This is a genomic window from Streptomyces sp. VTCC 41912 (assembly GCF_045799175.1).
Taxonomy (GTDB): domain Bacteria; phylum Actinomycetota; class Actinomycetes; order Streptomycetales; family Streptomycetaceae; genus Streptomyces; species Streptomyces albulus_C.
Window position 1 is genome coordinate 115,839 of record NZ_JBJMAB010000021.1, and the last position, 14,608, is coordinate 130,446.

General features: G+C 65.9%; 11 protein-coding genes and 1 pseudogene. 7 read left to right on the forward strand and 5 right to left on the reverse strand.

Going from position 1 to position 14,608, the window contains the following annotated elements; genetic code table 11:
- Nucleotides 1-435 precede the first annotated feature (435 nt).
- The 3 genes from ACJ6WD_RS26145 to ACJ6WD_RS26155 all read left to right on the forward strand — a co-directional run bounded on the left by ACJ6WD_RS26145 (nucleotide 436) and on the right by ACJ6WD_RS26155 (nucleotide 2,489).
- Nucleotides 436-1,749, forward strand: coding sequence for a helix-turn-helix domain-containing protein (locus ACJ6WD_RS26145; protein WP_407616615.1), 1,314 nt, complete (start codon nucleotides 436-438; stop codon nucleotides 1,747-1,749).
- Between the two features lie 157 nt (nucleotides 1,750-1,906).
- The gene (locus ACJ6WD_RS26150; protein WP_407616616.1) at nucleotides 1,907-2,290 is read left to right on the forward strand and encodes a DUF6415 family natural product biosynthesis protein; all 384 of its coding nucleotides are present in this window, start codon (nucleotides 1,907-1,909) and stop codon (nucleotides 2,288-2,290) included.
- A gap of 1 nt (nucleotide 2,291) precedes the next feature.
- Nucleotides 2,292-2,489, forward strand: coding sequence for a hypothetical protein (locus tag ACJ6WD_RS26155; RefSeq protein ID WP_407616617.1), 198 nt, complete (start codon nucleotides 2,292-2,294; stop codon nucleotides 2,487-2,489).
- A gap of 529 nt (nucleotides 2,490-3,018) precedes the next feature.
- Here the strand turns inward: ACJ6WD_RS26155 and ACJ6WD_RS26160 are convergent.
- From ACJ6WD_RS26160 to ACJ6WD_RS26170, 3 genes and pseudogenes are all read right to left on the reverse strand, one after another.
- Entirely contained in the window at nucleotides 3,019-3,783 is a 765-nt protein-coding gene (locus ACJ6WD_RS26160; protein WP_407616631.1) for a DUF2637 domain-containing protein, read from the reverse strand.
- Between the two features lie 224 nt (nucleotides 3,784-4,007).
- Nucleotides 4,008-5,245 (reverse strand): annotated as a pseudogene (locus tag ACJ6WD_RS26165) (DUF3631 domain-containing protein).
- A 233-nt stretch (nucleotides 5,246-5,478) separates the two neighbouring features.
- Nucleotides 5,479-5,709, reverse strand: coding sequence for a hypothetical protein (locus ACJ6WD_RS26170; protein ID WP_407616618.1), 231 nt, complete (start codon nucleotides 5,707-5,709; stop codon nucleotides 5,479-5,481).
- Nucleotides 5,710-5,905: 196 nt separating this feature from the next.
- On the opposite strand from ACJ6WD_RS26170, the gene ACJ6WD_RS26175 reads away from it, so the two are divergent.
- The 3 genes from ACJ6WD_RS26175 to ACJ6WD_RS26185 all read left to right on the forward strand — a co-directional run bounded on the left by ACJ6WD_RS26175 (nucleotide 5,906) and on the right by ACJ6WD_RS26185 (nucleotide 11,884).
- Complete coding sequence (locus ACJ6WD_RS26175; RefSeq protein ID WP_407616619.1) at nucleotides 5,906-6,484, forward strand: transcriptional regulator; 579 nt, start codon at nucleotides 5,906-5,908, stop codon at nucleotides 6,482-6,484.
- Nucleotides 6,481-8,154: a tyrosine-type recombinase/integrase gene (locus ACJ6WD_RS26180; RefSeq protein ID WP_407616620.1), complete on the forward strand. Its 1,674-nt coding sequence runs from the start codon at nucleotides 6,481-6,483 to the stop codon at nucleotides 8,152-8,154. Before ACJ6WD_RS26175 ends, ACJ6WD_RS26180 begins: the two co-directional genes overlap by 4 nt.
- A 1,126-nt stretch (nucleotides 8,155-9,280) precedes the next feature.
- Entirely contained in the window at nucleotides 9,281-11,884 is a 2,604-nt protein-coding gene (locus ACJ6WD_RS26185) for an ATP-binding protein (protein ID WP_407616621.1), read from the forward strand.
- 387 nt (nucleotides 11,885-12,271) lie between these two features.
- On the opposite strand, the gene ACJ6WD_RS26190 is transcribed toward ACJ6WD_RS26185, so the two are convergent.
- A complete protein-coding gene (locus tag ACJ6WD_RS26190) occupies nucleotides 12,272-12,676 on the reverse strand; it encodes a hypothetical protein (protein ID WP_407616622.1) in 405 nt (134 codons plus the stop codon).
- Between the two features lie 471 nt (nucleotides 12,677-13,147).
- On the reverse strand, nucleotides 13,148-13,555 hold the full coding sequence (locus tag ACJ6WD_RS26195; RefSeq protein ID WP_275467720.1) for an NUDIX hydrolase: 408 nt from the start codon (nucleotides 13,553-13,555) through the stop codon (nucleotides 13,148-13,150).
- A gap of 109 nt (nucleotides 13,556-13,664) precedes the next feature.
- Between ACJ6WD_RS26195 and ACJ6WD_RS26200 the strand changes: the two genes are divergently transcribed.
- Complete coding sequence (locus tag ACJ6WD_RS26200; RefSeq protein WP_100606018.1) at nucleotides 13,665-14,453, forward strand: GntR family transcriptional regulator; 789 nt, start codon at nucleotides 13,665-13,667, stop codon at nucleotides 14,451-14,453.
- Nucleotides 14,454-14,608 lie beyond the last annotated feature (155 nt).

The window sequence follows — 14,608 nt, forward strand, 5'->3', positions numbered from 1 at the left end:
ACGCATGACCCTATTTCTTTTCTATCAGCGAGGTCTGACAGTGGACTTCACTGCAGCTGACTGCCCGACGCTGACGGGATGGGACGCAGTACCGTCGGTTTCGGTGAGGACTTCCAGGCGCCTCATGGAGTAGTCCCACAACAGGGCTACTGATCCGTTGGCTCGCTACCGGCGGTAAGGGGGCTGGTGTGACGCTAGCCGCGGAATCACTGCCGAAGGCGGCCGCTCGAGAGCATCGTTGTCGTCTGGCCGCTGGTTCAGCTCACCATTGGCGGCTGACGTACTGGTGGGGCGTGATCACCTCTCGGGCCACGGCGGTACGCCGCGCCGGAGTTGGCCTACTCTCGCTGCCTTGTCCTCTACAGCCGTGCCCCTTCCGCCAGTACCGTTGCATGCTCACTCGATGCGGATACGGGACCTCGGGGGGCGTGCCCAATGGCGGGGAGCGAACTGACACTCGGTAAGACGATCGCCAAGGCGCGCAGACGCAAGGGATGGCCCCAGCGGGACCTGGCTGCGATGATCGACCGGTCGGAGAGTTGGGTGTCTCAGGTCGAGCGGGACGTAATCCCGGTCAACAGCCTGGACGCCCTGCGTCAGGTCTCTGATGCCTTGGACATTCCCCTGGCCGATCTTCTCGCTGTCGCGCCTCCAGGGCCAGCGTCGACATCGACCCGGCGTCGGCCCACCTCGGCTAGGGTTGATCGCAATCTTGGTCCAGAGGAGGGGGACGACCCCGTGCGACGCCGCGAACTTCTGGCCGCTGCGGCGGTGGTCTTCACCACCCCCCTGGCCGGTGCCTCTCCAGCCGAGGCCAGCACCCTCGCGCCCTTGGAAGACCACCTGCTCTACGGCACTGCCACCGTGTCGAAGCGCGGTGAGGTGTCACCGGCCGGCGTCGCTGCCGAAGTGAGGGCGTCCCGAGAGGAATTCCGAGCCGCCCGCTACGACACGCTGGCCCGGAACCTGCCCGGCAGGATCGCGCAAGCTCAGGGCCTGGAGCCGGCGGAGCTGTCGGCCACCGCCGTCGCCGACCTCTACAACATCGCCACTCGGCTGTGCATCAAGCTCGGCGAGGACGGTCTGGTGGCGATCACTGCGGACCGTGCGCTGGCCTCTGCGCGGATCGGCGGCGATGCCCTGACGACCGCTGAGGCGCACCGGATGGTGTCCAGTGCCTGGCGCCGCCAAGGCCACCTCGCACGCGCCACCGATATCGCCGTCAGGGCCGCGCAGGACGTGCGGGCGGATCGCAGCACTCCCGAGGCCGCCCGGCTGTCCGCGGGTGTCTCGCTGCTGGCCACTGCCGCGTACACGGCGGCCAAGATGGGCGATCGGCCCACCGCGCACGGGCTGATCGGCGAGGCCGCCGAAGCCGCCGAGATCGGCCGGACGAGCCCCGAGGCCCGCACGGACACCGGTACCCAGCAGGTGCTGCTGCACCAGCTGTCGGTCCACTACCTGCTCGGTGATGCCGGGCAGGCGATCGATCTGGCCAGGACCATCAACCCTGCGGCCCTGCCGACCGCCGAGCGGCAGGGGCGCTTCTTCACTGACGTGGCCCGGTGCTTTGACCAGTGGGGCAAGCCCGAGCAGTGCTACCGGGCGCTGCTGGCGGCCGAACGGGCCGCACCTCAGGAGATCCGGCGCGGGTCGGTCAAGAACCTGGCCAGCGGCCTGCTCCGGCATGACCGGACCCTCCCGGGTGTGCGGGCGTTCGCCGGCCGCGCGGGCGTGGCCGTCAACTGACCCACCTGCAAAGGGATTACTACCTCGCAACCCGGTTGCGGATCTGCCTGTTGCTCCGGCGGTTGACTCGTACTCAGCCGCCAGGGGCCGTGTAAGGCCGGCCTCTCCTCGCCCCTGGCGGCGGTGACTACCACCACCGTCTTCGAGGAGTTGCACCATGGATGCCACCCGTGCCGATCAGCAGCCGCTGCCGGGTCAGTTGAGCCCGACGGGCACCGATGGCATCGACCAGATCCAGGCGGACATCGCCGCAGCTCTGCGCTCCACCATCGTTCTTCCTCCCTATGACGAGGTCCTCGGCTTGATCGACACCCTCAAGGGGCATCTCGGCCCGTTGATCGAGCAGGCCGAAGAGCACGTCCAGGAGCACCGGCCGGGCGAGGTCGCCTGGTACCGGGAACACGCCCAGGTCGACAACGCCCAGTTCCAGCTGGGGGCCGGGCCTGGCGATGGGCTGGTGTCGGCCGCGCGTCGCCTTCAGTCGCTGGCCCGCTCCGTTCAGCAGTTGCTCCGCCAGATCCACCACGAGCAGGGGGCGTGAGGTGACGTGGTCCGAGCACGGAGCCAGGGGCCGCCACCGCAGCGGGGAGCCGCGGCTGGACGTCTGGCTGGGGCGCCTGTGGCTGCTGGGTGCGTCGACCACCCTCACGCTCCTGGCCGTCACCGTGCAGCAGGACGCGGACCGCACCCTGACAGCCCCGGTCTCTGCACCCGACACCGACCCGGCGCCGCCTGTCTAGGCGCCCACAGACTTCCCACCGGAACCCCGGTGGGAGAACCGAAGAGAAAGGAACATGCGATGAACGACCTGATCGTCTCGAAGCGCTCCGTGCAGGCCGCCCGCAGCCAGGACCGGCTGAGCGACGGCGGCGGCACCGGCAAGGGCGACGGCAACGACTGATCGGAGCCGTAAATGACCGCCATCTCCTCGGCGGTCCGGAGCCTCGGCGGGGACTTCCCCGCCGAGGCGTTCGGCCGCACCTATCGCCTCTGGCCGCGCGTCGGCGACTTCTCGGACCTATTCACCTGGGACGGCCTCAACCAGATCATCGCCCGGCACCGCCTCGAACCCCCACGGCTGCGGCTCTTCAACGACGGCAACCAGATCCCGCAACACAGCTACACCGTCCACTGCTGGGACGAGGGGAGTTCGAGTTCGTCATTTGCGTCATGCATGTGGGCTCCTGCGAGTGGTGGTGCGTGTGAGGGCCCGCCCCTCTCGTGTTGCTGTGCGGGAGAGGCGGGCAGGGGTGACGTGGGATATGGGGTTCAGCCGGTACCTGCGGCGGCCTGGTCGAGTTCGGCCTGCAGCAGGTTCTTGACGTCATCCAGGCGGCTGCGGGAGATGCCGAATCCCTTGTCGCGGATCGCCTTTTCGATGTTGCGGCGCGAGACGCGCCCGGCCCGGCCGAGGGGGGCTGTGCGGCCGATGTCGATGGCCTCTTCCAGAGAGAGGCTTGGCTGGTTGCCTCCGGGCCTGGCGTGCTGGTGCGCGGCTTCCGCCACGTGCTCGGTGGCCGGTTCATCCACGGTCTTGGGATTCGTAGCGGGGAGCGGTGCTGTGGCGCTGGCCGTGTTTCCCCTGGTGTGTGTCTGGCTGTTGTTGTGGCGGTGGCCCTCGATGTCGGGGGCGGTCGGGCGCCGGGCGACGAGAAGGTAGAAGTGAACGGCTCCGGCCAGGGCGAGTGGGGCGATGGCGGAGATGACGCCGACGGTGATGTCGTCGAGGGCAAGTCCTGTGTGGCGGGCCTGCTCGTTGAGGCGGATGGCATGCAGGACGTTGGCCCAGATGCTTGTGGCGGTCGCGATGCCGACCAGCGCCGAGACGTAGAGGCGGGCGGACAGAGGCGCTTCCCGCAGGGTGAGCAAGGCACCGATCCCGATGGCGATGAACCCGTCGATGACGAGCGGGAAGGCATAGGTGAGCGCCGGGTGGATGTGGCTGGCGGCGGCCATCTGACGCAGGGCGTCGTAGGAGAGCGCGAAGGCCGCCACGGCCAGTAGCGCCACACCTATGCGGATCGCGGCGGCCAGCGGCACCGGGGAAGCGGATGGGGCGGTGTGCGATGCAGGCAAGCGTGGTGCTCCAGAATGCGGGGGCTGACGTGGCCGTGGTCTGGGGGACTCGTCGCGACTCGTTGCACGCCTGGTCAGAACAGGTACGGGTGCAGCGGTGATGTCGAGTCGACTCGTTGTCGGTCTCCGACTCGTCCCTGCGCTGACCTGCGTGGAGACGAGTCGCGACGAGTCGTGCCGGGTCAGGCGCCGGTCGTGGAATCCGGCGTGGACTCGGGGCAGTAGCGCGCCCAGGAGTCGGCGAACTGCAGTCGAGTGAAGCCCTTGGCCTGGACGCCGCCGTGGAAGCGACGGGTGGCCGAGCTGATCCCGTACTCCTTGAGCAGGATCTGCAGGCCGCGAGGGGTGAGGCCGTTGGCGGTGTGCTCCGGCCAGGGCGTCTCGTCGTCCTGGTTGAGGATGTCGAGGAGACGGCTGGTGCGGATAGCCGGTGGATTCCCTTCGGTGGCGAAGGCCCGGCGGATGTCGGCCAGAAGGCGGATGCCCAGGCTGCTGCTGTCCTGGTCGTGCTCGGCCTCGTGCTTGGCCATGACCCGGCAGGCGGTGCGGGCGAGGTCGGGCCACTGGCCTCCCGCGAGGTCGGCGACGCACACCAGCGGCTGCCAGGTATCAGCCGCGCGGTCTTCGACCGGCATGACCGGTGTCAGCTCCATCGCCTCGGCGTGGAGCGGTGCCAACCATGCGGCGAGCCGGTCGCGGAGTGCGTGGAGGGCCGGGGTGTCGCGGAAGGTGCGGAAATCCGCCACCTTCTCGCCCGGCCTGCGGCGGCGCATGCGGATGACGATCGACCTGTCCATGATCGTGTCGGGCAGGTCGCCGATGCCCGCGAGGGCTGCCATCGCGAAGGTGGGAAACTTCGCGACCTCATGGTTGGGGCCGGAGGGTCGGGCGGTTGCGCTGGTGTCCCGCGTTGAGCAGGCCGCGCATCTCTTCGTTCTTCTCCGCGACCTTCACGGAGCCGAAGAGCGTGTCGGCCTCGTCGACCAACAGAGTCGGTGGGGTATCGGTGATCGACCGGAACACCGCTGCGGCCGAGGCGTTGACCGTGATCAGCGGGTCATGGACGGTCTCGGTGATCACGTCCAGGAGCCGCGACTTGCCGCACCGCTTGGCCGGGCCGACGATGGCCAGCCGCGGAGCGTGCTGCCACGCGGTCTGCAGGTGGGTCGCCGCCACCCACAGGGTGACCGCCGTGAAGGCTTCCTCGCTCGGCAGCACGACGTACCGACGAATCTGCTCCCGCAACTCCGTCAGCACCTGCTCTCCCTCAGAGACCGGGGGCGGGGTCGGGTATGACGGTGGGCGGCTCTTCCGGTGACGGCAGAGAATGGGCGTTCGGCTGGCCGGGGACGGCAACAGGCGGCCATACCGGCTTGTCGGAGTCGGGGTCGGAATAGGGCTCGGCTCCCGCGTGTTCCACGGGGCAGCTCCTCGTCTGGCGGTGGCAGGCTTGCACGCCCTTACCGCCGGGTTGGTTCTTGACGGGCCGTTCGGGGTTGCTGGGGCCTCCGGCGTTGCACCGCCGGGGGCCCCGTCCCGTCTCGCGGGCACCAGGCCATCGCGAGGGAACACGGACCGTACGGCCACACCCGCCAACAGTCCAGCGATTCTGTGTCAGCTCAACGCAGAACCGCCTGCTACGCTGCCGCCCCTTCACGCCGCCAGTCCGAGCAGATCCAGAAGATCCGCGGTGACGACCCGGTAGGCATTGCCGAGCCGCAGGACCTTGCACGGGTAGTCACCCCGCTTCGCCAGGTCGTAGCCCTTGCTCCGGCCGAGCCCCAAGGCGCGATTACTGGTCTCCAGGTCAACGGCGACAGGAAGCGCAAGCAGATCTTCCCAGCTCATCCCGTTCATTCGTCCGGCAGCGGCGTTTTCGCGCATGCGGCATCCCTTTCGGTACAGCCCTCGGCGAACGTGGCCCTCACGTCCGGCTCCAGGCGTCTACCAATCAGGATCCACAAGCTAATGTGTCAATGTGACACAACATGATCGCGATGATGAAGAGGACGGCTTCCCTGAGTGGGAGCACCGGATCAAGACCAACGTGGCTGGCGAAGTCCGGCGGAGAAGGAAGGAGATGGGATGGAGCGCTCAGGATCTGGCCGACCGGTGCGAGAGCCTCGGGCATCCCATCCCGCGCAACGTGATCGCCAACATGGAATCCGGACGCCGGGCCAGCCTCCCGCTGGTGGACGTCATGGTCCTGGCCGCCGCCCTGGAGACCTACCCGGGCTGCCTGATCTTTCCGGTCGGATACGTCGACCGGGCCCAGGAACTCCCGTTCCAGGACCTCGTACCCACTTGGGACGCCCTGCGGCGCTTCACCGGCGAGCAGGACGTGCCCGGGCACGACGCGGGCCTGGTGCCTGACTTCAAGGCTCACGCCAAGCTCGTCAGCACCGCCCTGGCCGCCCTCGAAGAGGAGGAACGGGCGAGGTTCACAGCCGAAGCGGCAACCAGCCACGCGCAGCAGGAAGAAGCCGAACGCAGACGGGCCAAGTTCGCCGACCAGGCCCTGTCTGCCAAGTACCACCTCCGGTATCTCCGCCGGGACCTCCGCGGCGACGGAGCCACCCCACCTGACCTGCCATCCGCACTGGCCGACGTCGACCCGTCCGAGGGCGACTCCCACACCACATTGGAGGAACGCCTTTGAAGGGCTCCACGCACCGCCGTTGCTACTGCCGCGATCCCCAGACCGGCAAGCCGCTCGGCAAGAACTGCCCCAAGCTCACCAGCCGCAAGCACGGCTCGTACTCCATACGCCAGGAACTCCCGCCTCGCGAGGACGGCACCCGGCGCTCCTTCAGCCGCGCCGGCTACGAGTCCCTCAAAGCCGCACAGGCCGACCTCGACCACATACGCGCCCTGCTCGGGCTCTCCGACGCCGACGAACCCGAGGGCATGGCCCAGATCGCCGAGCTGCTGGAGAAGGTGGCGGACGAGAAGGCGCCCCTGCCGAACGTCGAAGAGACCCGGCGGCGCCTCAGCCACGGCCTGGACCTGACCAGCCGCCTCACTGTCGGCGACTGGCTGGACATGTGGCTGGCGGGCAAGAAGAGGCGACCGAGCGCCATCAGCCGCGATGAGGGCAACATCCGCCTCCACCTCAAACCGCGGATCGGGCACCTCCGCCTGGACCGTCTTCGCGTCAGCCACCTGTCGGAGATGTTCGAGGCCATCGCCGAGGCCAACGTCGGCATCACCGAGGGAAATGCCACCCGCTGCAGGGCGATTGAGGACCTGGCCGAGATTCCCTGGAAGGGTCGCGTCCACCGCGCCCGCCGCCAGGTGTTGAAGGCTGCCATCGCTGAGATGGATCCCTTCCGCCGCGTCGCCACTCCAGCCACGCGTCAGCGCATCCGCTCCACGCTGCGAGCCGCGTTGAACGCTGCGATCGCCCAGCAGCTGATTACCTTCAACCCGGCCTCCCACGTCGAGTTGGAGGCCGGCAAGCGCCCCAAGGCTCTGGTGTGGACAGAGGAGCGCATCCTCCACTGGAAGCGCACCGGCGAGAAGCCCTCGCCCGTGATGGTCTGGACGCCGGAGCACACCGGCCTCTTCCTCGACCACGTCGCCGAGGACCGTCTCTACGCGCTGTGGCACCTGATCGTCTTCCGTGGACTGCGGCGAGGCGAGGCGTGCGGGCAGAGGTGGACCGACACGCACCTCGACGACGGCCGCATCACCGTCGCCAAGCAACTCGTCGTGAGCGGCTGGGAGGTGTACGAGGACGACCCCAAGACCGACGCGGGCGCTCGGACGATCGCGCTCGACTCAGACCCGGTCCGGGCCCTCAAGCGGCACCGCATCCAGCAGGACAAGGACCGCGAGGAGTGGGGAAGCGCCTGGGCGGAGACCGGACGCGTCTTCACCAAGGAGAACGGCGAGATACTCCACCCCGCCAACGTCACCCGCCGCTTCATCGAGCTGTGCGAGGAGATCGGCCTCCAGCCGATCCGGCTCCACGACCTGCGCCATGGGGCGGCGACTCTCGCCCACGCGGCCGGGGCCGACTTGAAGGACATCCAGGAAATGCTCGGCCACTCCTCGATCGCCATCACGGCGGACACCTACACGAGCTTGCTGCCCGAGACCGACCGGGCAATCGCCGAAGCCGCCGCCCGCCTCGTCCCCCGCGCACGCCCGACGACGCCGACCACCACGACCGAGGTGGACGTCGAAGCGAACGAAGCACCCGGAACCGACCCCGAAGCCGTGGCGGACGGTGCCGGAGAATCCGCGGCTGAGCGCGGCTCTGGTGCCCCATCCGCTCACGCACCGCGCACGCAAACGGCCCCGGACGCGGAGTCCGAGGCCGAATAAGACGCCTCCCTGGGGAGAAATCCCAGGTCAGCGCGGTGTGCTCAGAGCCCCCTGTCGGATTCGAACCGACGACCTTCGCTTTACAAGTTCGCTTCGAAGAGTAGAGATGGCGCCTTGTCCGGCGGGAGGACAGCTGCCGCTGCACCCCTGGGTCCGTCGCTGTTCGCAGCCGTTGATGTCAACGACGGATGTCAGCCTGAACGGTCCGCGTAGCTGCTGCGGCCTACCTGCACCACAGTACGAGCAGCGGGCGGGCGACGGCATAGGCTGTCCAGTGCTACCCGTCGCGGCCTCAGCCAACGACAGTCAGCCAAGACGGCGGGTGCGACGACCGATCAGGCGCGCGTATGCCTCGCTGCACCCACCACTAGCCTCAACCACTCTGTCAGGTACTTCCCGTCGGCCAGAGTAAGCCACGACGGCTGGCCCATGGCGTCGGACCGCAGTGCCTTTCTCCTGGTCGCCAAGTGCAACAGGGCCGATCCGCCTCTTGTAGCTAGGCGTTGTAAGAGCCTTCCGCAGGAGGCTGGGACTGGAAGACGAGGTGGCGCCCTCGGCTGAGTGCGCTTCCCAGGGGGGATGGTGCCCGTGGGACAGTGCGGGTTCGCTAGGGCGGGCGCGGCGCATCCCTTCCGGTAACCGAGCCAGAAAACGTCTCCGTCCTCCTTGGAACTCCTGTAGAACTCATACGTAGTTGGTGTTCAACAGCAAGGAGGGGGAGGCCAGTGTCCTCAAGGGCTAAACGTGTGGTGGCAGTAGTCCTGGCGGGGATGATCGCCACTGCAACCGGGATCGTGACGAACGTGGCGACAAACAGCTCGTCAGGTGCGTGGTGGACGGCTCTCATCGTGCTGGTCTTGGCCGGTGCAGTGCCTCAGATCTACCTGAACGGTGAAGCCTCGTCCGATGAGCAGCCCCCGGTTGTTCGAGCTACAGGGGCCGGCGCAGTCGCGGTCGGGGGCTCCTCGCACGGGCGCATCTCCACCAAGGTCATTGGTGACACTGGTGCCGCAGGAGAAGTCGCTGGCCAGGGAATCACCGCAGCCGGAGCAGGTGCTGTCGCGGTGGGAAAAGAAGCGCGGGGCCCGGTTGAGACGGATGTCGCCTGCGGCTCAGGTGAGGTGTCATGAAGCTGGAGCGGACAGGCGTTGAGGCGAGTGGTGAAGCTGCAGTGGCCGTGGGAGGCAACGCCACCGGGCCGATCCTGACGAATTCGTCGGTCCACATCACACTCACGAGCAATTCGGAAGAGCGCATCCCCACGGCGCGCCCTCGAATCTTGCCGCCTGAGGTGTCTGATTTTACGGGTCGTGAATCTGACATCGAGGCCATTGAACGTGACGCTTTCGAGAGCTTGGAAAGACCGCATTCGATGACTGCGGTCGTATCGGGAAAACCCGGGGTTGGGAAGACCTGCCTTGCCGTGCACATCGCTCATCGAGTGGGCAGAACCTACGCGGACGGGGAACTGTACGCCGATCTTCGCGGCGTCGACGAGCGACCAGCGGCACCTGAGGAGGTCATGGCTCGTTTTATGCAGGCACTGGGGGTTCCAGAAGAGGAGATCCCTGGTGACCCGCATGCCCGTTTGGACGCCTACCGGCGAACGGTCACTGGTCGCTCCCTGTTGATCATTCTCGATAACGTTGCTGACGAAAAGCAGGTCCGCCCCCTTCTCCCACCTGGGGCTGGGTCTCTGGTGGTGGTGACAAGCAGGAATAAATTGCTGGGTCTGGAGTCTGTAAGCCGCTTTGATCTGGAGACTTTCCCTGCCGCGACTTCAATGGATTTTATCCGGAAAGTGGTCGGCCACGAGGTCGTGGACAGGGAGCCTGAGGAGGCGAAGAGTGTCGCGCAGTTGTGCGGGCATCTCCCCCTCGCCTTGCGCATCGCAGCGAATCGTCTGCATGCCACACGAAACATGAGAGTGTCCGATCTTTCTCTAGAGCTGCGCGACGAACGAGACCGACTTGAGGCACTAGAGGTCGGCGACCTAGCTGTGCGCGCAGCTTTCAACCTCTCGTACCGCAAGTTGGGTAAGGGGTGCAGGAATGCGTTTAAAAGACTTTCTCACGTACCGGGAGGGGATTTCGGTCCGGGAATTTGCTCGACCTTGACCGGTTCTGACAATAGGCAGGCCGCCAAAGCTCTGCGGAAGCTTGCCGAGGCAAACCTTATTGAACATTCAGAAGTTGCTGGAAGATTCAGGTTTCACGACCTCCTAAAAGTCTTCTCGCGCGAGCAGATGGAAAAGGATCCTGCCGATCAGATTCAAGGCGACAGGCATCGCATGCTTGCCTGGCTTCGAAACTCGGCGCTGAAAGTTCAGTTCAACTTGGATGGAGTGTTTCAGGTTGAAGTCCCAAAGGGAAATAGCGCCGAAATAGATTCGATCGAGAGCGCAGCGAAGTGGGTGGAACACGAGTTCGCTAACGCAGTAGCGGCACTGTCTATTTCCGAGTCGCACGAGTCCCCCAATAATACAGTCGCTTTCGCTATGGCCCTCTCAGGGATCTGTGAGACGGCAGGCCACTGGAGCGAGTGGGAGACTGTCAACAGTGTGGGGCTTAGATCTTCGCAGAAGATTGATGAACATGGGATCGAGATTGTATTTTTAACGGCACGAGCTAACCTGGCTCGATACCGTAGAGAATTCTCGAACGCTCTTGCATGCGCTGAAGAAGTCTATGCTGTTGCGTCGAATTCCGGGCACCCGGTCCTAGTTGCCGGTGCTACCAATCTTCTGGGTTGCCTCAAGATGGATCTCGGCCTGTCGGATGAGGCCATTCCCCTTCTGCGAGAAAGCTTGATGATCTACGAGGAGCTCGATCTTAAACATGAGGTCGGGAAGGTCCTTTACAATCTCGGTACGATTCATCGGGCTGCTGGAGAAATGAGTGAGGCAATCGATTATTTTGAGCGCGACCTGGATGTTTGCCTTCACACTGCAGATGAATCGGGCGCGGCGGAGACTCTGAACACGCTAGCCCTCGCGCATGCCGAGATGGGTCGCCTGAGGAAGGCCGAGGAGCTTCAGCGAGCAGCTCTGGAGAAATTTTCCAAAATTGGCAACCCTCATAAAATTAGCATGGTAACCAATGATCTCGCTATTACTCTGCGACGTCGCGGCCAACACGAAGAGGCCTTGGCGCTCCATCTGCAGGATATAGAGATCTGCCGCACCGCGCTGAGTGTTTCAGGTGAAGCGCTCGCACGCAGTAACGCTGCAGAAGTCCTGAACCGCCTCGGGAGGACCGGTGAGGCGGCCGAGTATTCGATGGTCGCTCAGGCTATGTTTGCCCACCTTGGCGATGAGCAAAGGTTGGCCACGGCCGCAATTTCTCATATCCCTATTCTCTTCCAAGGAGGTAAGGGCGGTGAGGCAATGAAAGCTGCCACCGCGGCGATCGAAGTGTTAGCGCGTTTCGGTGACATGAAGAGCGTTGCAGCCACTCATCAGGTGCTGGCTCAAGAATACGGGAAAATGAAGGAATGGGAAAAGGTGCTGCAGCACTCACGGGAGTCGCTGGAAATCGGCAGAAACGTCTTGACTCCCTATGGGCGCGCGATTAGCTGTGGCCTGGCTCTTCAAGCTGCTTCCAAGCTCAGGCGGGATGAAGAATTTACACGATTTGGAAATATTCTCCGAGAGGCATTTAAGTCTGATCCCGGTATTCGTGACAATTTCATCGAGTCCTTTGGGGGCGAAGTTCAATTGCCCGACCTGTGAGGTCTATGCACCTAACTCATGTCAATACCACGCCGGTCCGCCCCTACGAAGACTGAGCGCCTCTCCCACTACGTTGCACACCGACGCGCACCTCACCTCGGAACGCCTGCTTCGTCTGCCACGCGATGTGTTCCGCAGCACCCGGTGCACCTCCGGCTGTGGCCCTGCTAACGGCTAGTACATTGGCGACCTGGGCCAGGGAGCGCCGACCGCCCCAGCCGCGACATACGCCTCTATGCGCTCAATTGGCTGCTGCGCTCGCGCGCGGCACGGCGGCCGGGCCGGGGAGCGGGGCGAAGACAGGAGCGCACCGGCCCGGCGGAGAGCCGGGCCCCGCGCGCGGCGAGCGCATGCGAGCCGCCTTGAACCCGTAGAGAAGGTTGTTACTCAGTAGGGCGTGGGGGCTTTCGGGCGTGGCGTGAACTTCTCGGCGCAAGCTGGGAGTTCGGTCGCCTCGCGGTGGGCCAGGCCGACGAAGAGCACGGGCCGGGCGGTCCACTGGATGTGGGTGTCGCGGTGGCTGACGGTGATCTCGTAGGGCGTGGTGTAGGCGAGGGTCTCGATGGCGTTCACGTAACCGCCGGCCAGCCAGCTCCGGGCGCATGCGGCCGCCTCGGATTCGAGTGCCGAGGTGATCTTGCGGAGTGCGACGCGGATCCAGCGGACGGCTTGGACGGCGTTGTCGGCCTGGCAGGAGGCGAGGAGGACGGGGGCCTCACCGGTCGCCGGGCTCTGGGTCCAGCACTCGCACCAGTAACCGGGGCGAAGGGCAGGCATGGCTGCGGGGGGCATTTGGTGCTCCCTGCGGGGCTCGCTGACAGCGTGTAGCGGGTGGCTTCCTCGAAGATCGTGAGGAGGTAGGAGTCGCCCCGGGCGAGGGTGAAGAGTGCGTACTCGTGGGCGGCGTGATCACTGAGCCACCGGCGGATCGGTCGGGCGGCTTCGGCGTCGAGCTGGTCCGCGATGTCGATGGCTCGGCTGCGGAGCCACCGCAGTGCCAGGCGTGGAGTGGTCACCGAGCCTGAGCCGAGCAGAACGGAACCGCCGTCGGGAAATGAGTGGGCAACGGCTTCGCATCGGTAGCCGGCAGCAGCATCGACCGCTTGATCGCGGGCAATGTCGCGCAGCGCCCATCCGCCGCCGACACTGACACCTTCCTCCAGCGAAGTTGGGCGTTCGCCTCCAACAGCTAGGCGACTGCTCGTATACTCGTGCATACGAGTTCCTTTGCGCTGGTGGGTCGCTATGGGTAGTGGGTTCGAGCTAGATGAGTTTCACGCCGTCGTGCGCTCGCACGGCGGGTGGCGAAGTCGCGTCAAGGGCGTCCAGGACGCGAATCGCGTACGCCTCGTCGGCGAGTTCCGTGACTTCCTCGCGGGTTGCCCAGCGCAGGGCGCGGGTTTCCTCGCCGGTCGTGAGGGTGCCGTCGATCTCTTCGCAGCGGAAGACCATCGAGACGATCAAGCCGGTCATGTTCTTGTAGATGCCGGTCAGAGTCGCCGGAAGGGCGATCTTGATGCCGGTCTCTTCCAGGACTTCGCGCTGGAGCGCTTCGGGGATGGTCTCGCCTGGTTCAAGCACGCCGCCAGGCGGTTCCCACTGGCCGTTGTCCCGGCGCTGGATGAGCAGGGCCCGGCCCCGGTCGTCGACGATGACTCCGGCGACGCTCACGGAGTGCGGACGCTCGGCGCTCACGGAACTTCCATCCCCTTCGGCTGGCTAGGCTTCCCACCGTAGCAACAAGTGTCAGCCGCTCGTCTAGATACCTAAAGGAGTCAAAATGCCCGCTCAGGGTACTGCCCTGCTCGGCGCACTGGACCCCACCAGTGACCGTGCGGTGTTCCGGCAGATCGCCGATCAGCTCCGTGAGGCGATCGACAAGGGCCGGTTCAAGGAGGGCGACAAGCTCCCGTCCGAGACTGAGCTGGTCGAGCACTACGGCGTATCGCGGATGACCGTCCGCAACTCGTTGTCCGTCCTCCAGGGCGAGGGCCTGGTGGTCTCGGAGCATGGCAAGGGTGTCTTCGTCCGGCCGCGTCCGCCGGTCCGGCGGCTGGCCTCGGACCGCTTCGCCCGGCGGCATCGGGAGCAGGGCAAGTCCGCGTTCACCGTGGAGGCCGAAGCCGCGGGCAGCCGGCCGGAGGTGGACAGCCTGGAGGTGAAGGAGGAGCGCCCCTCGCAGGACATCGCCACGCGCCTGGGTGGGCCGCGCCGTGTGCTGGCTCGTCGCCGCCGCTACCTGCTCGACGGCCGACCGGTCGAGTTCGCCACCTCGTACATCCCGCTCGACCTGGCGACCGGCACTCCGATCGCCGAGCCGAACCCCGGCCCCGGCGGCATCTACGCCCGGCTGGAAGAGCTGGGGCACCGCCTCGACCACTTCGACGAGGAGATCCGCGCCCGGATGCCCTCGCCCCAGGAGGTCAAGACGCTCCGTCTGGCTTCCGGAGTACCGGTGATCCACCTGATCCGGACCGCGCACGACAGCGAAGGACGCGCGGTCGAGGTCTGCGACACGGTGATGGCCGCTGACGCCTACGTCCTGAACTACCAGCTCCCCGCCACCTGATGACGGGGCGGATGGAACGCGATGCGCTTCCGCCCTCCCCTCCGTCGACTCGTACACACGAGACAGCCAACATGTATAGACGAGTAGCTGTCTCTATGTCATAGTGATGCGCGCGCCCCCGGATTGCGGGGGCGACGGCGACAGCTTGTCTAGAT